We start from the raw sequence: 23,777 nt of genomic DNA on the forward strand, positions 1-23,777 counted from the left end.
GACCCATCTACAAAAAGGCCCGGGTTCATCCCGGGCCTTTTTCATTCTGCGCTTCGTTAAATCAAGATGCGTGCTAGCGGCGATCTATTTGCCCGCGGCCTTTCGCAATGCCTCGTTGATGCGGTCCTGCCAGCCGGGGCCGCCTTCCTGGAAATATTCCAGCACATCCTGATCGATCCGCAGCGAGACCAGTTCCCTCACGCCGGGAAGCCGGGGCGTCTTCGGCGGCGCTTCCGCCACCTTGGTGGTGGTGCGCTTGAACGCGGCCTCGGCCTCGGTGCGCGCGTCGTTCAGGGTTCTCGGCCGCCGCGGCTGGTCCGCCATCGCTAGATTCCTTCAAACAGTGCGGTTGACAAATAGCGCTCGGAGAAAGACGGCACGATCGCCAGGATGGTCTTGCCGACGCTCTCGGGCCTTTTGCCGATCTCGAGTGCCGCCGCGATCGCAGCGCCCGAGGAAATGCCGCCGGGGATGCCTTCCATGCGCGCCAGTGCGCGCGACATTTCGATCGCCGTCGGGCCGTTGACCTTGACGATCTCGTCAATGACCGAACGATCCAGGATGTCTGGAACGAAGCCGGCGCCGATGCCCTGAATCTTGTGCGGCGTATGCTGCCCGCCCGACAGCACCGGGCTTTCTTCCGGCTCGACGGCGACCACCCGCAATGACGGCTTGCGCGGCTTCAGCACCTGACCGACGCCGGTGATGGTGCCGCCGGTGCCGACGCCTGCGACGAAGAAATCGATGTTGCCGCCGGTATCGTTCCAGATCTCTTCCGCCGTGGTGCGGCGGTGAATTTCGGGGTTGGCGAGGTTCTTGAACTGTTGCGGCATTACCGCGTTGGGCGTGGTGCGTACCAGTTCCTCCGCGGTCGCGATCGAACCCTTCATGCCCTGGGCTGCCGGCGTCAGGATGATCTCGGCGCCGAGGAAGGCCAGCATCTTGCGCCGCTCGATCGACATCGACTCCGGCATCACCAGTTTCAGCCGGTAGCCGCGCGAGGCCGCGACAAAGGCGAGCGCAATGCCGGTATTGCCTGATGTCGGCTCGATCAGCACGGTGTCGGCATTGATCACGCCGGCCTTCTCCATCGCAATCACCATCGCCGCGCCAATGCGGTCTTTGACGCTCGCGGCGGGATTGAAATATTCGAGCTTGGCCAGGATGGTTGCGCTAACACCATGCGCCTCCGGCAATTTGCGCAAGCGGACGATCGGGGTGTCGCCGATCGCATCGACGATGGAGTCGAAAACCCGCCCCCGCCCCGGACGTTGCACTGCACTCGCGGCTGGTGACGCATCCATCTCAACACTCCTGTAACGATCATGTGCGGGGAATTGGCGATTGTCCTTACTTAGGAGGCGGCCGCCTCAATGCGCAAGCCGGAATTGCCGCGGCGACGAGTTCGCTGCAATGCAAAACAAGAACGTCACTAAATATCGCGAAATCAACGCATTTGTGTTGCGACAACGTCAAAGATTTCGGACTATACTTTGGTAGTGAGTTGAGCCAGAGGTGCGGATCGTAAGGAGGTCACATGCCAGCTATTGCTGAAATCCTGTCGACCGTAGCGTATAAGCCCGATCCGCGCGGGTGCGATCTGCCGACGTGCCCTGTGTGCGCTGACACCATGGTGGCAGCGGAAGCTTCCGCCTACCTCAACGACAACGTGATCAGCTATCTCTGGACCTGCGACACCTGCGGTTACGGCTTCGTGACCAAGCATTCGGTCAAGAGGTTCGCCTGTAATTGAGCTGTGAGCTCTATCGTATAGCAATGTCACCGCGCGCCCGTTCGGCGCGCGTTTGTTTTGGTCCTGAAATTTCTATCCGTTCCGCTGCGCCCGCCGAATTTCGGTCGGGGGACGCTTGTACACCTCTGCAAAGACCGCATTGAATCGGCGCAGGCTGCGGAAGCCCGCCAGCAACGCAATCTCGATCATCGGCAATTTGGTATCATCTAAAAGTCGCTTCGCCCGCTGCACGCGTGCCGTCCTGGCAATCTGACCGGGGCTGGCACCGAGATGCTTGTCGAATAATCGGGACAGATGTCGTGCCCCCACCCCGAGGCTGGACGCGAGCACTTCAACAGGCGCGCGATCGAGTGTGCCTTCACTGATCAGCCGGACCGCACGTTCGACGGTCGCCAATGAGCCCTTCCATGCCGGAGAGAATGGCGCCGTCTCTGGCCGGCAACGCAGACACGGCCGAAATCCTGCGCGCTCCGCCGCCGCTGCCGACGGATAAAATGTCACGTTTTCCGCCTTCGCGGGGCGAACCGGGCAGACCGGACGACAGTAGATGCGCGTTGTCCTGACACCTGAGAAGAACTGACCGTCAAATCGTCGATCGCGGCTGACGCGCGCCCTCTCGCAGGCTGCTACGTCCAGATTGCCAACGCTCCTTGCCGACGACCGAGTCCGTTTGCGGCGAGCCATCGCACACTCCCGATGTTACGTCGCAGCCATCTTATGTTTCGGGAGCATGGAAACAATGGTCGCCGCGCGCCGGTTCTTTGGATGGTCGGTTGCCTGGTCAGCGTTCGCGATCGCCGTGTTTGCCTGGGGCACTGGCTTCTATGGTCCCTCGGTGTTTCTTCAATCGCTGCACGAAATGCGAGGCTGGCCCATCTCGCAGATTTCAATGGCCATCACCGCCCACTTCCTGCTCAGCGCGATCGTCATCGCCTGCTTGCCGGAGATTCATCACGGGGTTGGAATCGCCAAAACGACGTTCCTGGGCGCGGTGCTCACGGCGGCTGGGCTGATCTTGTGGTCCAGCTCACGCGAGTCGTGGCAGTTGTTCGTCGCGGCAATCCCAAGCGGGGCCGGTTGGGCCATGACGAGCGGCGCGGCACTGAATGCCATCGTGGCAAGATGGTTCGATCGCGACCGGCCAATCGCGATCGCACTTGCGTTCAATGGCGCCAGCGTCGGCGGCGTGCTGTTCGTGCCGATGTGGGTCAGCCTGATACGATCGATCGGATTCCCATCCGCAGCACTTCTGGTCGGCGGCTGCATGGTCGCCATGGTCGGATACCTCAGCGTCAGGTTCTTGGCCAAGGCTCCCGAAGATATGGCTCCCGAAGACATGGCTCCCGAAGACATGGGGCTGGCGCCAGACGGCGACGCATCGCATCAGGCGGAAGCAAGACCGACGCCGAGACGGACCCGCATCGAGATCGTTCGATCCTGGCGCTTCATCACGATTTCGGCAGCTTTCTCGCTCGGACTCTTCGCGCAAATCGGCCTGCTGGCCCATCTGGTGGCTCGTCTTTCGCCGGAGCTTGGAATTGAGCATGCCGGGTTTCTTGTCAGCCTGGCAACGGTATGCGCCGTCATTGGCCGGACAGCGGCCGGCAAGTGGATTGGCGGGCATGATCGCCGGCTCGCGGCTGCCGCCAACTTTGCCGTGCAGATCGTCGGTGTCCTGTTGTTGATTTTCGGCAGCGGACCGGTGGGTCTCACGCTTGGGTGCGTTCTGTTCGGTCTCGGAATCGGCAATCTGACCTCGCTCCCGCCATTGATCGTCCAGAAGGAATTCGAACGCGAGGATGTCGCCACTGCCGTGGCGCTGATTATTGCGATCAACCAGGGAGTATTTGCATTCGCACCCGCAATCATTGGCGCGATGCGGGACACGACAGCGAATTATCAGTTGCCGTTCGCGCTCATTGCCCTGATCCAGCTTCTGGCAGCCGTAATTATCCTGCTTGGCCGGAGGTCCACACGCGCTCCGGCGACTTCACCCTAGCGCGGCGGTATATCGCCCTTCGCCCAACCGGCGCGCGTTTGCTTTCGGAATGTCTCGAACGTCCCGCCAGCGATCGCCGCGCGGATGCCCTGCATCAGGTGCTGGTAATACGCGACGTTGATTTCCGACAGCAGCATCGCGCCCAGCGTCTCCCCCGACCTGACCAGATGATGCAGATAGGCGCGCGAGATGTCGCGCGTCGAGGGCCATTCGCTTTCCTCGTCGAGCGGCCGCGGATCGTCGGCATGACGGGCGTTGCGCAGATTGATCTGGCCGAAGCGGGTGAACGCCATGCCGTGGCGGCCGTTGCGGGTCGGCATCACGCAATCGAACATATCGATGCCGCGCGCCACGGATTCCAGCAGGTCCTCGGGTGTGCCGACGCCCATCAGATAGCGCGGGCGATCCGCCGGCAGCGCCGGCGCGGTTTCCTCGACCATCGCCAGCATCACCGCCTGCGGCTCGCCGACCGCAAGTCCGCCGATCGCATAGCCGTGGAAATCGATCTCGACCAGCTCGCGCGCGCTGATGTGGCGCATCTCGGGAATGTCGCCTCCCTGCACGATGCCGAACAGCATGTAGCCATCAGGCGCGCTCTCGAACGCCCGCTTGCTGCGCTCGGCCCAGCGCAGCGACAGCCGCATCGCGCGCTCGATGTCGTCGCGTCCGGCCGGCAGCCGCACGCACTCGTCCATCTGCATGGCGATGTCGGCGCCGAGCAGCCGCTGCACCTCGATCGAACGCTCGGGCGACAGCTCGACCTTGGCGCCGTCGATATGCGAACGGAAGGTCACGGCCTTCTCGCTCACCTTGCGCAGGTCCGACAGCGACATCACCTGGAAGCCGCCGGAGTCCGTCAGCATCGGGCCGTTCCAGCCGGTGAAGGTCTGCAGGCCCCCGAGCGCTGCGATCCGCTCGGCGCCCGGCCGCAGCATCAGATGATAGGTGTTGCCGAGCACGATATCGGCGCCGGCATCGCGCACCTCGCGCCAGTGCATGCCCTTCATCGCGCCGGCGGTGCCGACCGGCATGAAGGCCGGCGTGCGCACCACGCCATGCGGCGTCGTCAGGCGCCCGGTGCGGGCATTGCCGTCGGCGGCGAGCAACTCGAAATGATTGGGCAGACTCATGGCGCTGCTTATTGCGTGCCAAGAACGGCCAATCAACCGCCCAGTGGATGAAATCTGACGCTTGGTGCCCAACACGGAAGCACTCGGGCTCCCTTGCTGTTGGATAAAACTCGGCACTTTACCTCAGTTGTTGCGGCGCGATATTACGGTTGCGATTGTGGGGAAAGCGAAGGTCGGCGGCGGTATGGACTAGCGACGTCCTGATCGCTTGAAATCGGCGACCTGAAGCTTCTCCCCGGAAAGCTTGCCCCCGGCGTGCAGGCTGCTGCAATACCACCAGACCTCCCATTGTCTCCAAGCCAGAAACATTCCGGTTTCCCTGCACTCCTGGTAGGTTTTGTAGTTGCCTACGTTTCTGCAGGTTGTCGATAACGTAAAATCCCCTGATGACCCGGAGCATCCGTTCCACGGTTGGTTGCCGTGTTTGAAGCTTGTTTGGCAGCCGTCGGTGCAACTGCTGGAAGTCTTCTCAATCGCGGCAATCCTCGCCATCACTGAACCGGGGGCCGGCTTTTGAGCTGATGTCGGTGGCGTTTGAGCGGCTGGCGATGTCGGGCGAGCTGCAACCGTGTTTGCCACCGGCGGCGCCTGCCTCTGTGGTCTTGCCACCGGCCTTGCGACCTGCTTCGGCGCCACGACCGTGATGCCGGGAAGCTGGTTGGTGGAGCCTGTTGCGGTTTGCGCGACTGCCGTGCCGTTCAGCAATACGGTCGACAGGAGAGCGACAGCTGAGGGCGCGACAAGGCTCGATGACATTCTCATAACTCGTTCTCCCAAATCATGACGGACCGGGTTCAGCTGTCCGCTATTGAGCGTTGATACGCATACGCTACCTGTTTCGATTCTCTGCGGTGACCCGAAATTTTCCCCCAGCCAGCATGCCGTTGCAATACCACCAGGATCGTCGTTGGTCCCAGCCCAGGAACATTTTGGTTTCTACGCATTGCACGTAGTCCCTGTGAGTGAGTGTGTCTTTGCAGGTTGCTGAGAAAACTGAGTTCCATCCCGTCGATTCGCTGCATCCAACCCAAGGGTCCTTGCCGCGTTTGAAGCTTGACTCGCAACCATCGTTGCAACTGCTGGCCTCTCTCTTGAGCCGGGCAAGCTTCACCATGACAGGCCCCCGCGCAGCCGACGGCGTCCCTCCCGCTGTTTGAGCCGTCGTCCGGGTGGCCAGCCCTCTCCGGGGACCTGCACCGGTGTTTGCCGCCCGCTGCTGCCTCTGTGGCGGTCTCGCCTTTTGCTCCGGCGCCGTGACCGTGACGCTGGGAAGCGTGGAGCTTGGCGTGGTTTGCGAGGCTGCCGTGCCGCTTAGGCCGCACAATAACGAAGCTGACAGGATCGCGACAGCTGAGGGCGCGACAAGGCTCGATGACATTCTCATGACTTGTTCTCCCAAATCCGGAAATAAACGCCGTCCCGGTGCGGAAGGAAGAGAAGCATCACTGGAAGTGTTCAATGTATCTCGCGAATTTCCGCGCGTGTCCGTTTTGAAATTTTCTATGTCGGGCCGGCAGGACGATACATTACGTTACAAAATAGGATGTCGCTTGCCTCGGCGGTTGGGTACTCTGGCGTGTATGGGAAATCCGGACCACATTTTCATCGTCGATTTGCCCGCGGGTAACACGGCGCAACGGTCGTGGATGGCCGACGGCCGGGCAAGCGGATCATGGACGCGACGGCGGCGAAACGCCCGGCGGCTCATGTAAGCAGACGAGCGCTTCTAGCCCGCTCCGAATCTATCGACCGGACTGGCAACGTCGATCGAGAAGGAGCTTGCGGCATCATACACGAGGAGGACACAGAATATACGGCCTCACGCTATCCACTCTCAGTCTGAGGCACGCGATCTCCTTGTCGGAAAGGGGTCGCTGGGCGGTCCTTTTGTCTTCCCGAACGATACCCGGATAGCGCAGGATGGCCTCTTCCGCGTCACCAACCTCAAGCGTTCCAACCGCAAAGAATCTGGGATCAGGCTCCCGTTCCGGCCTCAAGCGAACCTCGACGAGCCAACCACATTTCGCAAGTCCCATTACCCCCGATCCATCTCCACACGACTGTGCTTCCAGACCGACTTGGCTGGGTATCGGATGTAAATTTTGGGGGCTCGGTATCGGCACCGGCATGGCCACAGGAAGAAAACATCACTGGAAGCGTTCGATGTATCTCGCGAATTTCCGCGTGTGCCCGTTTTGAAACTTTCCATGTCGGGTCGCCAGGACGATACATTATGTTACAAAATGGGAGTGTCGGTTGCCTCGCGGTTGGGTACTCTGGCGTGTATGGGGAATTCGGACCACATCTCGTTGTCGACGATGACCCGGGTTTGCGCGAGCTGCTGGACCGATACTTTGCCGGCCACGGCTATCGGGTAACAACGGTGGCCAACGGCCGGCAGATGCGCGAGGTTCTCGCAAACCGCCGGGTCGATCTGATCGTCCTCGACCTCATGCTGCCGGGGGACGACGGCCTCACGCTCTGCCGCAACTTGCGCGCGAATCAACCCTATGACATTCCAATCCTGATGCTGACGGCGCGCGGCGACGAAGCAGACCGCATCGTGGGCCTTGAAATGGGGGCGGACGACTATCTCACGAAGCCGTTTGCACCGCGCGAGTTGCTCGCACGAATCCGCTCCGTTTTGCGCAGGGCCGAGATGCTGCCCCGCAACCTTGCGGCATCGGAGAAAGCCCGCCTCCTTCGGTTCGGCGAATGGAAGCTCGATACGGTCGGGCGTTTCCTGGTCGATGCCGACGAGACCGTGGTCTCGTTGAGCGGCGCCGAATACCGACTGTTGCGCGTGTTTCTCGATCACCCTCAACATGTCCTCAATCGCGATCAACTGCTCAACCTGACGCAAGGCCGTGAGGCCGAAGTCTTCGATCGGTCGATAGACCTTCTTGTCAGCCGCCTTCGCCAGCGATTGCGCGAAGACGCCCGGGAGCCGTCCTACATCAAGACGGTGCGCAGCGAAGGCTATGTTTTTGCAGCCGCCGTCGAGGCATTGCCGGAGCCGTCATGAACGCGCATTTTCGGCGCATGGCGGAGCGTCTTTGGCCGGACACACTGTTCGGCCGACTAACTATGATCCTGTTATCCGGCCTTGTGGCGGCACATGTGCTGGCTTTCGTTTTGATTGCCCTTGACCGCCTCGCCATCGAGGACGAACTGGGGAATAAATTTGCTGCTGTAGACATCGCGGACGCGGTCGCTATCCTCGACTACGTCGAGCCTGAAGAGAGACCCGCCTGGCTCGACCGCATCTCTCGACTCAATTGGCGGTACGTTCTCGGAGATGGGGGAGAGATAGAAGCGCAACCATCATCCAAACGGCTACAAGCGAACATCGCGCGTTTGCGGGCCGTGCTGGGGCCCGCCCACGACGCGAACTTTGTCCACTTCGATCCACCGACGCGATTGCGACGGGGCATACTCATTCACCTGAAGGACGGCAGCCCGCTGACGCTCGAGATCTTTCCGCCGAGGAAAATCGTTTCGCTCTGGTTGCCGGCGGCGCTCGCGGTTCAACTCTGTATTATTGCACTCTTCGTCTGGGTCGCCGTAAAGCTCGCGACGCAACCGTTGGCTCGCCTCGAGCGCGCGGCCAACAGCCTGGGCTCGGATTTGCGCGGCGAGCCGCTCCCGGAGGATGGTCCGCAGGAAGTGGCGCGCGCCGCTACCGCATTCAACGCCATGCAGCGACGCATTGCCGAGCAGGTCGCGGAACGAATCCAGATTCTGGCGGCGATCTCGCACGATCTTCAGACTCCGATCACGCGCATGCGGCTGCGTGCTGATTTCCTGGGTGACAGCGACGCCAAGGAAAAGCTGCAGTGCGACCTGCAGGAGATGCAGGCGCTCGTCAAGCAGGGGCTTGCCGTGGTGCGGGAGTACAACGACATCGGTCCGCCATCCGCCGCGCATGTCGCCGTCGAAGCATCGCGGGAGCCGTCATGAGCGCCCGGTTTCGGCATATGACGGCGCGTCTTTGGCCGGACTCACTGTTCCGCCGGCTGGCGATCATCCTGTTCGTCGGTCTCCTCGCTGCACATGTGCTATCCTTTGGTCTGGTCGCCCTCAATGTCTTTGGCCCCAGCGACGAGGTGTCGCGTGACTATTTCATAAGATGGGTCGCGATGGCGGTGGCCATTCTCGACCGGGTCAAGCCCGAAGAAAGACCCGCATGGCTCGACCGCCTCGCCCGACCTACCTATCGATACGCTCTCAGAGACGAGGGAGAGATCGAAGCGGCGCCACCCAGACGACGACAAGAGAACCTGGCGCGTTTGAGGGCTATGATGGGGGACGGCCACGACGCGAAGTCGGTCTTCTATCTCGATCCACTGAATCGACGGCGACTGGGCTGGCTCATTCATCTGAAGGACGGCAGCCCGCTGAGGCTCGAATTCCTTGGACAGAGGACGATCATTTCGCTCTGGCTGCCCACGGCGCTCGCCGTTCAACTCTGTCTTCTCGCATTCTTCACCTGGGTTGCCGTGAAGCTCGCGACGCAACCGCTGGCGCGCCTCGAGCAAGCGGCCAACAGCCTGGGCTCGGATTTGCGCGGTGAGCCGCTGCCGGAGGATGGTCCGAAGGAAGTGGCGCGCGCCGCTACCGCGTTCAACGCCATGCAGCGGCGCATTGCCGAGCAGGCTGTGGAACGGATCCAGATTCTGGCGGGAATCTCACGCCGCCTTCAGACTCCGATCACGCGCATGCGGCTACGCGCGGATTTCCTCGGTGACAGCGACGCCAAGGAAAAGCTGCAGGGCGATCTGGAGGAAATGCAGACGCTCGTCAAGCAGGGTCTTGCCCTGGCCCGCGGACGCGACGAGATCGCCGGGCAGCGGTGCCAGACCGACCTGCATGCGCTTATCGACAGCCTCGTCTGCGACTATTCGGACGCCGGAGAATCTCTTCGATTTTCCGGAGAACGCGGTGTGACGATTCTCACCCACCCGCAGGCCTTGCGCCGCATCATGATCAACTTGATCGATAACGGGCTGAAATTCGGCGAGGATGTCGAAGTCGCCATCGATGCGCAACGGTCGAACCGCATCACGATCACCGTATCGGACCGGGGCCCCGGTATTCCCGACGAGCATCTGAAGTCGGTATTCCTGCCGTTTTATCGGGTCGAGGCTTCGCGCAATCGCGAAACCGGCGGCACCGGACTTGGCCTTGCCATCGCCCAACAACTTGCCAGCGCGCTTCGCGGGACGCTCACGCTCGCCAATCGCGACGGCGGCGGATTGGAAGCGCGCCTCGAATTCTTGAGATGACAATACGATGACTCTGACCGGAGCAGCCCGTGTCCCACGCCGGACACAATTGAACCGACGAGAAGCTCCCACTTGTTAAACAAAACGATACCGTATAGTTTTATGAACGGGGCACGGAACACCGCTGGCGATGAGGCCGGCGGCGGCAAGTGCGTGTACGGTGACTGACGGCGAATGCCCTCCCTCTCTTTCCTGACTGGATCCATCCTCTCCGACAGCCGGGCCAAGAGGACAGGCTCACGCCTGCTCAGGTCAGCCGTCCTGCTGTGCAGCCTCGCGCTGGCGGCCTGCACATCCCTTCCGCGCACGCCCTACAGCGCCGCGGATGCCAATAGCTCGCGCGTGCTCGATATCGACGGCCTGCGGCGCTACACTGATGAACCCGTCACAAAATTCCGTTTCGAGAAAGACGACCTCTCGTCAACCAGGACCTACCTCGCGCTCTCCGGCGGCGGCGCCGATGGCGCCTATGGCGTGGGCGTGTTGAACGGCTGGACCGCGGCCGGCACCCGTCCGGCCTTCTCGGTCGTCTCAGGCGTGAGCACCGGCGGCCTGATTGCGCCTTTTGCGTTTCTCGGCTCCCAATACGACGACACGCTGAGGGAGGTCTACACCAGCGGCATAGCGGAGAGCCTGCTCAATGATCCCAGCATCATCCGCGTGCTCTTCGGATCCGGCCTGTTTGGCAACAAGCGACTGCGCGAGCTGGTGGCCCGCTATGTCGGGCCGGAAATCCTGGAAGCCGTTGCACGCGAAAATGCCAAGGGCCGAAAACTGCTCGTGGTGACGACCGATCTCGACACCCAACGCACGGTCGTTTGGGACATGGGGAAAATCGCCGCAATCGGTTCGCCGGAGGCGCTGCGCCTGTTTCGCGACGTGATGGCGGCCTCCGCCAGCATCCCCCTGGTCTTCCCGCCGATCCTGATCGAAGCCGAGGGCCAGGGCCGGCGCTTTGAGGAGATGCATGTCGACGGCGGCGTGACCGCTCCGGTGCTGACGCTGCCGGATGCCCTGCTGTTCCAGGGACGTCTGCCCGGAAACAGCCGGATGAACATCTACATCCTCGTCAACAAGAAGCTCGAACGAACTTTTGAGCTCGTGTCCAACAGCACGATCGATGTCGCCTCACGCAGCCTGTCGTCGATCACCCAGTCCCAGACGCGCTCGGTCATCTTCTCGACCTACGATTTCGCCAAGCGCAATCGGTGGGGCTTCCATCTGTCCTACATTGAGCGCGACTATCCCGCGTCGGCCTCAGAGGGATTCGACACCGCCTATATGCGCGCCCTTTATCAGTATGGCTATGAGAAGGCTGCATCGGGCCGCGCCTGGACCTCGACGCTTCCGTGAGCCACGCAGGCGCATTTGGCGTTTCATTCTTCCGTAGTGCCGAAAGACAATGGCCTCGAAAAGTATCGGAAATATAGATAAGGCGTTTGGCGTGACCCAATGCCCTGGCCAGCAAGGGTAGCGGTTCTGACATGGTGGATTTCATGCTGCTTATGCCAGCAAGGCGCAGGAGTTAATCGTGAGCGCTAATAAAGCGATCAAACTTGCGGTGATCGGACGTGGTCTGATCGGGTCGCCGGCTGCGCGGCATTTGTCCAAAATGGGCCATGATGTTGCACTGATCGGGCCCGATGAGCCGGCAGATTATTCGCGCCATAGCGGCGTCTTTGGAAGCCACTACGATGAGGGCCGCATCACGCGGAGGTTCGATCCGGAGCCATTTTGGGTGCAAATGAACTGCGCTGCAATTTCGCGCTACGACGAGATTTCAGCGGAAAGCGGTGTGGAGTTCTACCGGGAAGTTGGGGTGCTGCACGTTGGCCGTTCCGAAAACCCGAACGTCACATCGGTTGGTAAAATCACCGCTGAGGCCGAGATCCTTTGTGAAGCGTATAGTGATACGAGGCTCGCGGAACGATTTCCGTTTCTGAGATCAACGGCGGGAATGCTTGGGTATTTCGAGCCGCGGAATGCCGGACACATCAGCCCGCGCCGCCTGGTCCGGGCGCAGACGATCGCGGCGGAGCGCGCCGGGGCTCGGATCATCGATGAACCTGCTTTGGGGATTTCGGAGAGCGGTTCTGGTGTGACGATCCGGACGAGATCGGGCGGTGTCGACGCCGAGCGTGTTCTCGTTGCGGCAGGCGGGTATACCCAATCGCTGCTCGGTCAATCATTGGGTTTCACGGTCTATGCGCGTACCGTGGCGATGTTTCGGCTTGGTGCGGCGGAGGTTCAACGCTTAGCCGGGATGCCGTCGATGCGTTGTATCGGGCCCAAGGGTGACAATCCCTATATTCTGCCGCCAATCCCCTATCCGGACGGCCAAACCTGGTTAAAGCTCGGCGGTGATCCGGTCGATCTTCCGCTCGAAAGCGAGGCGGATATCAAGGACTGGTTCAAATCGGGCGGATCGATTGACGTTGCTGATGGGCTTCAAAAGCAGATCCTTGACCGTATTCGCGACCTCAAGTTCGAAGAACGCCGTGTCGTGCCTTGCATGACCACCTATGGCGACAAGGACCTGCCCTGCATCGGACCGCTTTCGGAGCGCGTAGCGGTGGCATTCGGCTGCTACGGCAAGAGCGCGAAATGTTCGGACGAATTGGGTCGGTTAGGTGGCATGGCGCTGCTCGGTGAGGTCACGGCAAAGCTCGCACCCTGAAAGAGCGCGAGTTCACCTTCGTCCCCAAACCGTTGACGGTATGGCTAATTCGGCCAGATTCGCGATGACGTCCCTCCTACTGCGCGTTATAGAGCAATGACAACTATAACGACCGCGCAGGAATCAATGGGCATGGGATTGACTGCGACCAGGGCCAGATCGGCCAGACGAGACGTCCCGAAGTCGCGCGGCGGCCGGCCGACGAAGAGCGCCGCCATCGAGCGCGATCAGCGGCTGATCGAGGTTGCCACCCGTCTTTTTCTGGACCGGGGCTACGATGCGACCTCGCTTGACGCGGTTGCGGAAGCGGCCCGGGTCAGCAAGCCCACCGTCTATTCGCGCTATGGCGACAAGCGCGGGCTGTTTGCGGAGGTGCTGAGGCGCGAGATAGCGCGTTGGCTTGCGCCGCTTGCTGAAGCGGCCGAGATGCAACTCACGCGTTCCTCGGACATTTCGGTCGAGCAGCGCCTGATCGAGGTCGGGCGCGAGATGCTGATGTTCACCTGCGGTCCTGATGCCGTCGCGTTCAGCCGCATGATGACGTCACAGGCCATCAACTTTCCCGACATTGCCAAGCTTGGCAAGGAAGAAGGCTGGCTGAAGGCCGTTTCCACGACCGCCCGCTTCTTTGATAAATTGGTCGCACAAGGCGCTATGGACATCGAGGATACCGGCATCGCGGCTGAGGTCTTCCTCGACGTGGTCGTCGGTCACACGCACCGCATGGCGACGTTCGGAACGCCGCTGGAGATGAAGTCCGCCGAAAAACGCATGCGTTTGGCGATCAGGCTTTTCCTGGCCGGTGCACTCGGGCCACCGAGCCGCGTTCAGTCCATCCCCAAGGGAACCACTCGGCGACGCCCTTCCCGCTGACAATTCCGTGAGATCGGAATTTCACGTGCGTTATCGCAGGGCGGCATCGTTGACATAACAAAACGATACGGTATGGTTTTGTTATAAGCGAAGTGCGGGCTCCGGCTTTCAATGGTCCCAGCAGGGCTCGCGTCGCTTCGATCGCCGCAAACAGCGGTACAGCCCGTTTGCGACGTTCCGCGGCCGACCCGTCTGCCTCCAAGGGGGTCGGCCGCACTTTCATTTGGACGATCCGGCTCGTCCGCCGGTAGAGACAGGCTCAAGCAGAAAGACTGCAAACATGCATGCGCCGAGAAGTTGGAGACAGTTGCTTGCAATCTTCCTGGTGGCGATCATCCTCCCTGCCCCGATCTATGCCAACGCATCGTCGACCGGCGAGCCAGCTTCGCTCCGCGATGAGACCGGCGATGCCGCCGCGTCCGATCAGCAGGCCGTCAACCGCGAGCTCGCGCTTTTTCGCGGGTCGGCGGTCTCGCTGAGCCAGGCGATGGCCATCGCCGAAGCCCTGCATGCTGGAGCTACGACCGCCGATGTCAGCTTCGACGGCGCGTCGGATGCGCCGGTCTACCGGGTAAAGACCCTTCACAACGACCGCATCTGGCATCACGCCATCGACGCTACGACTGGCAAGATCGTCGGCGGCGAAGCCGCCCTGCCCCTGAAGGAGGTCGCTGCCGAGAACCGCAGCAACCTCGCTGCACTCAGGACGATCCGGCACCGCTTGGCAGATGCCGTTCGCGTGGCGGAGCAAGCGGCGTCGGGCAAGGCCATCAGCGGCGGCCTGATCCGCGAACGCGGCCGGCTGAATTTCGCGATCGTCGTCATGAGTGGCAGCGACCTGAAGGAGGTCATCCTCGAGCCTCCTGGCGCCGCAGGTCGGCGATGACCGGGCCGCGCTGCCCCCGTTGCAGCCCGGATGAGGCCAAAACCCGTTGACGGCAGCTCAAAGCTGCCGCATAAGTCCGCGCCATGACGACGTCGACCAAAGCGACCACGAAAACCAAAGCACCCTCCGGGGGCTCGGGAGCCGTGCGCGCGTAGTCGAACGATCGCATTATCTGAACCGAAGCCCCGCCTGAAAAGGACCGGGGCTTTTTTATTGCCCGCAGCATTGATGCTCAAACAGAGGATAGAACCGTGAGCTACGAACCCGTTGTTGCCATCGCCGGCGTGACCGGCGCAGTCGGTGCCGAATTCATCGCCACCATGGACAGACGTGCTTTCCCGGTCCGCAAGCTCAAGGCGCTGGCGAGCGCCCGCTCGGCCGGCAAGACCATCGACTTTCGCGGTGAGAGGATCGTCATCGAAGAGCTCACCGAAAAGTCGTTTGAGGGCGTCGACATCGCGTTGTTCTCGGCGGGCGCCGGTATCTCGCGCAAGTTCTCCCCGGCAGCCGTGAAGTCCGGCGCGGTCGTAATCGACAATTCCTCCGCCTTCCGGATGGACCCAAACGTGCCGCTGGTGATCCCCGAGATCAACGCCAACCGCATCCGCGAGCACAAGGGCATCATCGCCGTTCCGAACTGTTCGGCGATCACAGCGCTGGTGCCGCTGTGGCCGATCCATCGACAGAACCGCATCAAGCGCGTGATCCTCTCGACCTATCAGGCGGCGAGCGGCGCAGGCGCCGCGGCGATGGAGGAATTGGTGGAATCGACCCGCGCCTATCTTGACGGCCGACCTTTCACGCCAAAGGTGATCCCGCTGCCTTATGCGTTCAACGTCTTCAGCCACAACACCGAAATCGATCCCGAGACCGGCTACAACGGCGAAGAAACCAAGGTGATCAAGGAGACCCGCAAGATCTTCGAGGACGAGCAGATCGCCATCGGCGTCACCTGCGTCCGCGTGCCGGTGCTGCGCGCCCATTGTGAGGCGATCACCTTCGAATGCGAGAAGCCGATCACCGAGCACGAGGTGCGCGCCATCCTGTCGAAGGCGCCGGGCGTCAAGATCGTCGATGACCGGGCGAAGAACTACTTCCCGATGCCGATCGATGCGTCCGGCCAGGACGACGTTTTGGTCGGCCGTATCCGCAAGGATCTCAGCGACGCCAGCGGCCACTCGATCTCGATGTTCGTGTCGGCCGACCAGCTTCTGAAGGGCGCGGCGCTCAACGCGATCCAGATCGCGGAATTGCTGCCGCAGCGTGCGATGGCGTGACGCTGGAATCGTAGGAACCGTAGGGTGGGCAAAGGCGCACTTGCGCCGTGCCCACCATCTTTCCGCATGGCAAGTGAATGGTGGGCACGCTTCGCTTTGCCCACCCTACGGCATCTACGCGCCCGTTACGCGCCAGATGACGTTGCCGACATCATCAGCCACCAGCAGCGAGCCGTCGGGGCCGAGCGTTACGCCGACCGGCCGCCCGTAGGAGACCTTCTCGTCGGGTGCGAGAAATCCGGTCAAAATATCCCGCGGCGGACCGGAGGGGCGCCCGTTCTCGAACGGCACGAAGACAACGGCATAGCCGCTCAGCGTGCTGCGATTCCAGGAGCCGTGCTGGCCGATCACCATGCCGTCCGGAAAGCCGGGCAGCGTGCCTGATGGCATCCAGCACAGGCCGAGTGAGGCGGTGTGGCCGCCGAGCGCATAGTCCGGTTGAATCGCCTTCGCGACCATGGCCGGATCCTGCGGCACGCGGTCGTCCACCGTCTGTCCCCAGTAGCAATAGGGCCAGCCGTAGAAGCCGCCGTCGCGCACCGAGGTCAGATAGTCCGGCGGCGTCTCGTCGCCGAGGCCATCGCGCTCGTTGACGACGGTCCAGAGCACGCTTGTGTTGGGCTCCCATGCGAGGCCCACCGCGTTGCGCAAGCCGCTGCCGAAGATGCGGCTCGTGCCATCGGCCAGATCGAGCTCATAGACCGCAGCGCGGCCCTCCTCCACTTCCATGCCGTTCTCGGCGATGTTGCTGAGCGAGCCGACGCCGGCATAGAGTTTTTTGCCGTCCGCGCTCGGCAGCAGGCTCCGCGTCCAGTGCCCGGCGGGCTTGAACGCCACAAGCTTCCGCCCCTCGGCGGTGATGCGGTCCGCGCCCGCGACGTAGGGAAAGGCGACCACGCCGTCGGTGTTGCCGACATAGAAGGTGTCGCCCACCAGCGCCATGCCGAACGGCTGGCTCAATCCTTCCATGAAGATCCCGCGTCCTTCGGCAACGCCATCACCGTCGCGATCCCGCAACAAGGTGATGCGGTTGGCGCTGACGCCGAGCGCCGCCGCGCGCCGCATCGTCGCCTGCATCGCATAATGGAACACGTTCCTGGGCGGTCCGGCGATCTGGTTCGACTCGGCAATGAGGACGTCGCCATTGGGCAACACGTTGATCCAGCGCGGGTGGTCCAGGTCTTTCGCGAACGCGTTGACCTTGAGCCCGGGTGCAGCGGTCGGCTTCTGCCCGTCGCTCCAGCCCTGGGCCGTCGGCATCTTGAGCGTCGGGATGGCGCCTTGCGGCTTCGCCTCCGGAATCGCCGGCGTGTTGCCCCAGGCCGGTGCAGGCGCAGATCCCTGCGAACGGCGCCATAGCAGCGCGCCGGCGCCGATCAGCGCGACGACGCGCGCAAAAATACCCGACATGTTCATGAAATTCTCCAGATGATCGCGCGCACCCTATCCGACGTGAGAATGCGTTGGAACCTCGTCGTCGAGGTACGATAGCGCCGGCGCATGCGACGCACGCGCATGGTGGCACCGCTGCAACAGCGTTCGTGAGATGCGTAGAAGCCGGTAGTTATACTATCTTGGCGGGAGCGGCCGAATCGACGAGACAGATATTGGCGCTTTTTTGTCAGAGCGCTTCCTCCCTGAACCTTTGCCCGCCGCACTGGCGGGCTTCTTTTTCAAGCCCGGCACGGCAGCCAAGACGCCCGGCTTTGCGTCAATCCCGCGCGCGAAACAGCAGGCAGGCATCCCCGTAGGAATAGAACCGGTACCCCGCCGCAATCGCATGCGCATAGGCGCCCTTCATCGTATCGAGACCGGAGAAGGCCGACACCAGCATGAACAGCGTCGAGCGCGGCAGGTGGAAATTGGTCATGAGAATATCGACCGCGCGAAAGCAATAGCCCGGCGTGATGAAGATCGAGGTCTCGCCGTCGAACGGCTGGATGGTGCCGTCTTCGCTCGCAGCGCTCTCCAATAGCCGCAGCGACGTGGTGCCGACAGCTACTATGCGCCCGCCTTTGGCGTGCGCGGCGTTCAAGGCATCAGCGGTATCGGCCGAGATCGCCCCCCACTCGGCATGCATCCTGTGCTCGGAGGTCTCCTCGACCTTGACCGGCAGGAAGGTCCCTGCCCCGACATGCAAGGTCAGCCGGTGCAGGTCTACGCCGCGGCCGCGCAGCGCCGCTTCCAGCTCAGGCGTGAAATGCAGTCCCGCGGTCGGGGCCGCAACCGCACCTTCATTCGCCGCGAACATGGTCTGGTAGTCGGCGGCATCGCGATCGTCGGGCGTGCGCTTGGAGGCGATGTAAGGCGGCAGCGGCGGCGTGCCGAGATCGGCGATGGCCTGATCCAGCGCCGGTCCATGAAACGAGAACGACAGCGTGATCTCGCCCTCCTCGCCCTTGGCCTCGACCTCGGCGTCGAGATGGCCGAGCAGGCAGACCTTGCCTTCATTGCCGAAGCGAACGATGTCGCCGGGCGCGAGCTTCTTCGCCGGCTTGACCAGCGCGCGCCAGCGCGAGCCGTCCAGCCGCTTGATCAGCGTCGCCTCGATCTTGGGTTCGGTCTCGCGACCGATGCGGCGGCCTTTGAGTTGGGCTGATATCACCTTGGTGTCGTTGACGACGAGCTGGTCGCCCGGCTGCAGCCATTGCGGCAGTTCAGAGACGCTGCGGTCATACAACACGCCGTCGGGCTGCACGACCAGCATGCGCGCGGTATCGCGCGGGCTAGCGGGCCGCAGCGCGATGCTGGTGGCAGGGAGTTCGAAGTCGAAGAGATCGGTGCGCATAGGCCCAGGCCGTCATCGCCCGCCTTGTGCGCAATTGCGCACTGCGGCGGCGATCCAGTACTCACCGTCGTCTCTTATAATGAAAGCGGCGAGTACTGGATGCCCCGCTTTCGCGGGGCATGACATTGGAGTTCGTTACTGCTCAAGCCGCGTCGACGGCCATCCGCGCCTTGACGATCTTGTCCGGATTCTGCACCGGCTCGCCGCGCTTGATCTTGTCGACGTTCTCCATGCCCGAGGTGACCTTGCCCCAGACCGTGTACTGGCCGTTGAGGAAGGAGGCGTCGTCGAAGCAGATGAAGAACTGGCTGTCGCCGGAATCCGGGCTCGCGGCGCGGGCCATCGAGGTGGTGCCGCGGACATGCGGTTCCTTGTTGAATTCGGCCTTCAGCTTCTTGCCGGAACCGCCGGTGCCGGTGCCGTGCGGGCATCCGGTCTGCGCCATGAAGCCCTCGATCACGCGGTGGAACACGATGCCGTCGTAAAATCCCTCGCGCACCAGTTCCTGGATCCGGGCGACATGGCCAGGCGCCAAATCGGGGCGCATTTCGATGGTGACGGGTCCCTGGGTGGTTTCAAGGATCAAAGTATTTTCGGTATCAGCCATGCTCTTTTCTCTTCTGGTTTGGGTGGACGTTTGCGGGTTCGAAATTGGACCGCGAAAGGCCGGCCGGCGACCGCACCGCCTAGTCCCTCGGTAAATGGCAACGGCGTACAGCGTTGCAATGTTTCCATTACCGCAATTCGGTACGCGATCCGGTCGTTATCGCCGGCGTTTGCGGATTCATAGGTAATCCTTGGTTGACCGAGAATGGCGCCCGCGCGGTTGAAACTGACGATGACCGTAATGTCCATCGGGTTGGCGCGCGAGACAGGCGGCGGCCGCCAGCAGGAATACAATTTGGCGTAGACGTCCTTGATGGTGTCGAGCTGCTCCAGCTGGGCCGATGCATGCGCCGCCGACGCAAGCCACACGAGAGCGGCGGCAAACCAGACGGATGGCTTGCAGCGCGGCGACGTCATGGCCTCACTTGACGTCGGATGCGACCTGCACCTTCACCATCTTGTCGGGATCGGCCACAGGCTCGCCGCGCTTGATCTTGTCGACCACATCCATGCCCGACACCACTTCGCCGATCACGGTGTACTTGTTGTTCAACGACGCGCCTTCGGCGAACATGATGAAGAACTGCGAATTGGCTGAATTGGGATCGCTCGTTCGGGCCATGCCGACGATGCCGCGCTTGAACGGCACGCTGGAGAACTCGGCCGCCAGGTTCGGATGTTTCGAACCGCCGGTACCGTTGAAATTCTTGCCGTCGCCGGTCTGCGCCATGAATCCTTCGATCACGCGATGGAACGGCACGTTGTTGTAATAGCCCTCGCGCGCGAGCAGCTTGATGCGCTCGGCATGCTGGGGCGCGAGGTCGGTCCGCAGCTTGATCACGATGCGGCCCTTGGTGGTGTCGATCACGATCGCATTCGCCTTGTCGAGATTGGCGGGCAGCGGCTGGGCGATCGCAGGGGCCACAAAGAACAGCGCGGCGAGAACGGCGAGAATTCGGATCATGAAAACTCCGGACAGGTGATAACGGGAAAGCATCTCAGACTAGCGGGTCAGCCCGCGAATTTGGCCTTGAGGCTGGCGGCGACCGACGCCGGCACGAACGCGGAGAAATCGCCGCCCATCTGAGCGATTTGGCGCACCAGTGTGGCGGTGATCGGGCGGACCGCCGGCGAGGCCGGAACGAACACCGTATGCACGTCGGGCGCCATGGCCTCGTTCATGCCGGCGAGCTGCATTTCGTAGTCGAGATCGGTGCCATCACGCAGGCCGCGAATCATGATGGTCGCGCCCGCCTTCTGGGCGGCTGTGACAGTAAGGTTGTCGTACGTCGTGCAATCGAAGGCGCAGCCAGCCTTCTGGGCGATCGGTCCGCATACTTCCTGAAGCATAGCCAGACGCTCTTCGGTCGAAAACAACGGCTTTTTACTGGAATTGACCGCCACGGCGACGATCAGGCGGTCACACAGGGTGACGGCGTGCCTCACCACGTCCAGATGGCCGTTGGTGACGGGATCGAATGAGCCGGGGTAGAGCGCGATACGGGGCATAGGCCCCATCTACCCCGCCCCGGGCGGCCCGGCAAGCCGGGCAAGGTTCCTCCCTGGCGAGGCTTTATATTTCGGATCGGCCAATGAACCAGTCATGGGGCCCGGGCGTCTCCCTTGGGCGAGCCGGGATTGTTTCGTCCGCCAATGGACGACGAAACAAAACTCGGCCGCGACGAAACCATTTTCGGACTTGGTGAAGACGGCCGGAAACTGGCGCTGGCTACAAGTCCATCCAACGAACGACGGGCCGCGAAGGCCCATGACAGGGGACCGTCATGATCAAGGCTTTTTCCGCAATCGCTGTTGCTGGTTTCATTGCCGCCGCGCTGACCGTATTGCCCGGCTTTGCCCCCCAGGTCGAAGCCAGTGTTCCGCAGGCGCTTGCCAAGGGTGACCGCCTCGATATCCGCACCGTCGGCAAGGATTGCTCGCAGCAGGCCTGGCCGAATTTCGAAGCTTCCTGCCTCCGCGCCGCAGGCTCCAAGTCGGTTGTGCGTGAAGCGCGCCTGGTGACCGCCGACCGGACCCCGTAACGGCAAAAGTCTTCGTTCCGACTGACCTCCAGGGAACCGCAGTATTGGCGAGCAGGGATGCCCCCTGCTCGCCATTTGCGTTCTGGCCGCCTTGGATTAGCGCGTAGCCCGGATGGAGCGCAGCGTAATCCGGGAAAGGTATCGCCAGCGGACAGGCTGATCCCGGGTTCCGCTGCGCTCCACCCGGGCTACTGCCTCAGGCGCGCGGTCTCGCTTTGCTGGAAGATCCCTTCGCGCGGCCGTCTGCCGTCCCCGGATTGCCGACACGCTTGAGCACCGACGTCACGACGTATCGGCCGGCGGGATGGATGCTTTCCGAGATTTCGAACAGGCGGCCGTGCGAGTCCAGATATCGCCGGATCACTTCGAGCGCGGGCGATCCGGCTTCTGCTCCCAGCGCCTTGGCAAACTCGTTCGGAACGACGGTCGCCTCAACCGTCTGATGCACTTCGGAGGCGATCACACCGTAACTGTCTGCAACCATGTCGCAGACCAGGCGGCGGTCTTTTCTGATGTCGCGCACGGCATCCGCGTAGCTTTCTTCGACATAGCAATCGACCCAGGCCAATGGCGGACTCCTGGGCTTTGTCGATGCACGAACGTAGGCGATCCGCAGCCAGCGCGACCCCGGCTGACAGCCAAAGCGCCGCGCCGCCTTGCGGTCCATCACGACGGTGTCGATGCTTCTGATGTCGCGATCCGTCGCCTCGGCAAGCGCCACGAGATCGCCCAATGAGCCGAGCGTCTGCTGAAAACTCTCCTGCGGACGTTCGCGCGTCTCCACTCGCGTGCCGGACCCCTTGCGGCGCGAAACCGCCCCAAGCTCGGTGAGCCGCCGCATCGCCGCGCGCACGGTCTGCCGGCTCACATCATAGCGCGCGGCAAGCTCCAGTTCGGTCGGTATCAGGCCGCCGACCGGATACTGGCCCCGGTGGATCGCCTCCAGCAAATCGCGGGCGATATCCTCGTAAATTGGCATGTCGAAACGGTTCTCGCGGTCGGGGCGACGCTTAGCACGACTTCGGCGGCCCCGCATCCACGCTTGACAAATTTGTACGCATCAATCATATGGCCGGACATATTAACGGGGAGTGAAACAGGCGCATGGCCAGCACCATGTTCGACAGCGTCCTCTATCGCGACGTCTTCTCGACGCCGGCCATGCGGGCGGTGTTTTCCGACGACGCCCAGCTCCGGGCCTATGTGCAGGCCGAAGTGGCCCTTGCGGTGGCCCAGGGCGAAGCCGGGGTCATTCCGCGCGAGGCGGCCGAGGCGATCGCGCGCCTGGCCCCGGCGATCGTGCTCGATCGCGAGCAGTTGAAACGCGACACCGAGAACGTCGGCTATCCCATCGTCGGCCTGGTGCGCCAGCTCTCGGACCAACTGGGCGAAGCCGGCCGTTACGTGCATTGGGGCGCGACCACCCAGGACATCATGGACACGGCGACGGTGCTGCAGCTGCGCGAGGCGGTTGCGCTGATCGAAGCCCAGCTCGCCGAGGTCATGGCCACGCTTGCCGATCTCGCCCGCCTCCATCGCGATACGCCGATGGCCGGGCGAACCCATCTTCAGCAGGCCCTGCCGATCACGTTCGGGCACAAGGTTGCGATCTGGCTCTCGGCGCTGCAGCGTTCGGCCGATCGGCTGGAACAAGCCAAGCCTCGCGCGCTTCAGGCGCAGCTCGGTGGCGCCGTGGGCACGCTGGCGTCACTCGGCGAACGCGGGCTGGATGTGCGCGCCGCCTACGCGCGCGCCCTCGGTCTTGCCGAGCCTGACATCACCTGGCACGTCGCCCGCGACGGGCTGGTCGAGATGGTCCAGACATCAGCGGTGATCTGCGGCGCACTCGGCAAGATCGGCTACGACGTCATGATCCTGATGGCGACCGAGATCGGCGAGGTGTTCGAGCCCTTCTCCTCGCATCGTGGCGCGTCCTCTACCATGCCGCAGAAGCGCAATCCGATCTCGTCGGAAATCCTGCTGGCAAACGCGAAAATGTCCCGCGACGCCGCTTCGCTGATGCTCGACGCCATGGTGCAGGATCTCGAGCGCGCCACCGGGCCATGGCACTGCGAATGGCTGGCACTGCCGCAGGTCTGTCTTCTCACGGCCGGATCGCTGGCTCAGGCGCAATTCATGCTTTCCGGCCTGATCGTCGATCAGGCGGCGATGAAGCGAAACCTCGATTCCACCCGCGGGCTGATCGTGGCCGAAGCGGTCATGATGGGGCTCGCGCCCGCGCTTGGCCGTCAGCTTGCACATGACGAGGTCTATGCCGCCTGCCGCGATGCGTTCGACCGTGGCGAGGCGCTCCTCGATGCGTTGCTGCGGCGGCCGGCGATCGCGTCCGCCCTGCCCCGCGATCAGCTCGCCGCCCTGTGCGAGCCGTCCAACTATCTTGGCACGGCCGGAGCGATGGTCGACCGCGTGCTGGCGCGTCACATCAAACGATAAGCAAAAC

Annotated in this window: 23 protein-coding genes and 1 pseudogene; 12 read left to right on the forward strand and 12 right to left on the reverse strand. The window is 62.6% G+C overall.

Features of this window, described 5'->3' with window-relative positions; all coding sequences use genetic code 11:
• Nucleotides 1-84 precede the first annotated feature (84 nt).
• Both KIP88_RS22690 and cysK read right to left on the reverse strand, forming a co-directional pair.
• The gene (locus KIP88_RS22690) at nucleotides 85-324 is read right to left on the reverse strand and encodes a BrnA antitoxin family protein (protein ID WP_214490211.1); all 240 of its coding nucleotides are present in this window, start codon (nucleotides 322-324) and stop codon (nucleotides 85-87) included.
• A gap of 2 nt (nucleotides 325-326) precedes the next feature.
• Nucleotides 327-1,304, reverse strand: a complete 978-nt coding sequence (gene cysK / locus KIP88_RS22695) for a cysteine synthase A (RefSeq protein WP_249790944.1) — start codon at nucleotides 1,302-1,304, stop codon at nucleotides 327-329.
• Nucleotides 1,305-1,537: 233 nt separating this feature from the next.
• Between cysK and KIP88_RS22700 the strand changes: the two genes are divergently transcribed.
• Complete coding sequence (locus KIP88_RS22700; RefSeq protein ID WP_108515848.1) at nucleotides 1,538-1,753, forward strand: hypothetical protein; 216 nt, start codon at nucleotides 1,538-1,540, stop codon at nucleotides 1,751-1,753.
• A 72-nt stretch (nucleotides 1,754-1,825) separates the two neighbouring features.
• Here KIP88_RS22700 and KIP88_RS48235 read toward each other — a convergent pair whose 3' ends face one another.
• Complete coding sequence (locus KIP88_RS48235) at nucleotides 1,826-2,149, reverse strand: helix-turn-helix transcriptional regulator (protein ID WP_308163626.1); 324 nt, start codon at nucleotides 2,147-2,149, stop codon at nucleotides 1,826-1,828.
• Nucleotides 2,150-2,194: 45 nt separating this feature from the next.
• Nucleotides 2,195-2,437: pseudogene (locus KIP88_RS48240) on the reverse strand (Ada metal-binding domain-containing protein); the annotation flags it as partial.
• A gap of 55 nt (nucleotides 2,438-2,492) precedes the next feature.
• Between KIP88_RS48240 and KIP88_RS22710 the strand changes: the two are divergent.
• The gene (locus KIP88_RS22710; RefSeq protein ID WP_214490213.1) at nucleotides 2,493-3,752 is read left to right on the forward strand and encodes an MFS transporter; all 1,260 of its coding nucleotides are present in this window, start codon (nucleotides 2,493-2,495) and stop codon (nucleotides 3,750-3,752) included.
• Here the strand turns inward: KIP88_RS22710 and tgt are convergent.
• The gene (gene tgt / locus KIP88_RS22715; protein ID WP_214490214.1) at nucleotides 3,749-4,882 is read right to left on the reverse strand and encodes a tRNA guanosine(34) transglycosylase Tgt; all 1,134 of its coding nucleotides are present in this window, start codon (nucleotides 4,880-4,882) and stop codon (nucleotides 3,749-3,751) included. The genes KIP88_RS22710 and tgt overlap by 4 nt on opposite strands.
• Nucleotides 4,883-7,163: 2,281 nt before the next feature.
• Between tgt and KIP88_RS22720 the strand changes: the two genes are divergently transcribed.
• The 8 genes from KIP88_RS22720 to KIP88_RS22755 all read left to right on the forward strand — a co-directional run bounded on the left by KIP88_RS22720 (nucleotide 7,164) and on the right by KIP88_RS22755 (nucleotide 15,880).
• Nucleotides 7,164-7,907, forward strand: a complete 744-nt coding sequence (locus tag KIP88_RS22720) for a response regulator (protein ID WP_308163625.1) — start codon at nucleotides 7,164-7,166, stop codon at nucleotides 7,905-7,907.
• Nucleotides 7,904-8,842 (forward strand): HAMP domain-containing protein, encoded by a 939-nt coding sequence (locus tag KIP88_RS22725; RefSeq protein ID WP_214490215.1) that lies wholly within the window; start codon nucleotides 7,904-7,906, stop codon nucleotides 8,840-8,842. Before KIP88_RS22720 ends, KIP88_RS22725 begins: the two co-directional genes overlap by 4 nt.
• Nucleotides 8,839-10,167 carry an ATP-binding protein gene (locus KIP88_RS22730; RefSeq protein WP_214490216.1) on the forward strand — a complete coding sequence of 443 codons (1,329 nt, stop codon included), beginning with the start codon at nucleotides 8,839-8,841 and terminating at the stop codon, nucleotides 10,165-10,167. The genes KIP88_RS22725 and KIP88_RS22730 overlap by 4 nt, the downstream gene beginning before the upstream one ends.
• Nucleotides 10,168-10,341: 174 nt before the next feature.
• Nucleotides 10,342-11,520: a patatin-like phospholipase family protein gene (locus KIP88_RS22735; protein WP_214490217.1), complete on the forward strand. Its 1,179-nt coding sequence runs from the start codon at nucleotides 10,342-10,344 to the stop codon at nucleotides 11,518-11,520.
• A gap of 178 nt (nucleotides 11,521-11,698) precedes the next feature.
• Complete coding sequence (locus tag KIP88_RS22740) at nucleotides 11,699-12,844, forward strand: FAD-dependent oxidoreductase (RefSeq protein ID WP_214490218.1); 1,146 nt, start codon at nucleotides 11,699-11,701, stop codon at nucleotides 12,842-12,844.
• 132 nt (nucleotides 12,845-12,976) lie between these two features.
• Nucleotides 12,977-13,717: a TetR/AcrR family transcriptional regulator gene (locus KIP88_RS22745; RefSeq protein WP_214490219.1), complete on the forward strand. Its 741-nt coding sequence runs from the start codon at nucleotides 12,977-12,979 to the stop codon at nucleotides 13,715-13,717.
• A 280-nt stretch (nucleotides 13,718-13,997) separates the two neighbouring features.
• Nucleotides 13,998-14,603: a PepSY domain-containing protein gene (locus KIP88_RS22750; protein ID WP_214490242.1), complete on the forward strand. Its 606-nt coding sequence runs from the start codon at nucleotides 13,998-14,000 to the stop codon at nucleotides 14,601-14,603.
• Nucleotides 14,604-14,854: 251 nt separating this feature from the next.
• Nucleotides 14,855-15,880: an aspartate-semialdehyde dehydrogenase gene (locus tag KIP88_RS22755; protein ID WP_214490220.1), complete on the forward strand. Its 1,026-nt coding sequence runs from the start codon at nucleotides 14,855-14,857 to the stop codon at nucleotides 15,878-15,880.
• Between the two features lie 114 nt (nucleotides 15,881-15,994).
• On the opposite strand, the gene KIP88_RS22760 is transcribed toward KIP88_RS22755, so the two are convergent.
• The 6 genes from KIP88_RS22760 to coaD form a co-directional block, all read right to left on the reverse strand.
• Complete coding sequence (locus KIP88_RS22760) at nucleotides 15,995-17,296, reverse strand: sorbosone dehydrogenase family protein (RefSeq protein ID WP_214490221.1); 1,302 nt, start codon at nucleotides 17,294-17,296, stop codon at nucleotides 15,995-15,997.
• Between the two features lie 295 nt (nucleotides 17,297-17,591).
• Complete coding sequence (queA, locus tag KIP88_RS22765; RefSeq protein WP_214490222.1) at nucleotides 17,592-18,668, reverse strand: tRNA preQ1(34) S-adenosylmethionine ribosyltransferase-isomerase QueA; 1,077 nt, start codon at nucleotides 18,666-18,668, stop codon at nucleotides 17,592-17,594.
• A gap of 142 nt (nucleotides 18,669-18,810) precedes the next feature.
• Nucleotides 18,811-19,275 carry a peptidylprolyl isomerase gene (locus KIP88_RS22770; RefSeq protein ID WP_214490223.1) on the reverse strand — a complete coding sequence of 155 codons (465 nt, stop codon included), beginning with the start codon at nucleotides 19,273-19,275 and terminating at the stop codon, nucleotides 18,811-18,813.
• Nucleotides 19,251-19,691 carry a TonB C-terminal domain-containing protein gene (locus KIP88_RS22775; RefSeq protein WP_214490224.1) on the reverse strand — a complete coding sequence of 147 codons (441 nt, stop codon included), beginning with the start codon at nucleotides 19,689-19,691 and terminating at the stop codon, nucleotides 19,251-19,253. The genes KIP88_RS22770 and KIP88_RS22775 overlap by 25 nt, the downstream gene beginning before the upstream one ends.
• A gap of 4 nt (nucleotides 19,692-19,695) precedes the next feature.
• Entirely contained in the window at nucleotides 19,696-20,238 is a 543-nt protein-coding gene (locus KIP88_RS22780; protein ID WP_214490225.1) for a peptidylprolyl isomerase, read from the reverse strand.
• A gap of 47 nt (nucleotides 20,239-20,285) precedes the next feature.
• Complete coding sequence (gene coaD / locus KIP88_RS22785; protein ID WP_214490226.1) at nucleotides 20,286-20,783, reverse strand: pantetheine-phosphate adenylyltransferase; 498 nt, start codon at nucleotides 20,781-20,783, stop codon at nucleotides 20,286-20,288.
• Between the two features lie 275 nt (nucleotides 20,784-21,058).
• Here coaD and KIP88_RS22790 point away from each other — a divergent pair, with 275 nt between their 5' ends.
• On the forward strand, nucleotides 21,059-21,316 hold the full coding sequence (locus KIP88_RS22790) for a hypothetical protein (RefSeq protein ID WP_214490227.1): 258 nt from the start codon (nucleotides 21,059-21,061) through the stop codon (nucleotides 21,314-21,316).
• 196 nt (nucleotides 21,317-21,512) lie between these two features.
• Here the strand turns inward: KIP88_RS22790 and KIP88_RS22795 are convergent, their stop codons facing one another.
• Complete coding sequence (locus KIP88_RS22795; RefSeq protein WP_214490228.1) at nucleotides 21,513-22,295, reverse strand: GntR family transcriptional regulator; 783 nt, start codon at nucleotides 22,293-22,295, stop codon at nucleotides 21,513-21,515.
• Between the two features lie 125 nt (nucleotides 22,296-22,420).
• On the opposite strand from KIP88_RS22795, the gene pcaB reads away from it, so the two are divergent.
• Nucleotides 22,421-23,770 (forward strand): 3-carboxy-cis,cis-muconate cycloisomerase, encoded by a 1,350-nt coding sequence (pcaB, locus tag KIP88_RS22800; protein ID WP_214490229.1) that lies wholly within the window; start codon nucleotides 22,421-22,423, stop codon nucleotides 23,768-23,770.
• Nucleotides 23,771-23,777 lie beyond the last annotated feature (7 nt).

This window comes from Bradyrhizobium sp. SRL28, from assembly GCF_018596315.1.
In the GTDB taxonomy this organism is placed as follows: domain Bacteria; phylum Pseudomonadota; class Alphaproteobacteria; order Rhizobiales; family Xanthobacteraceae; genus Bradyrhizobium.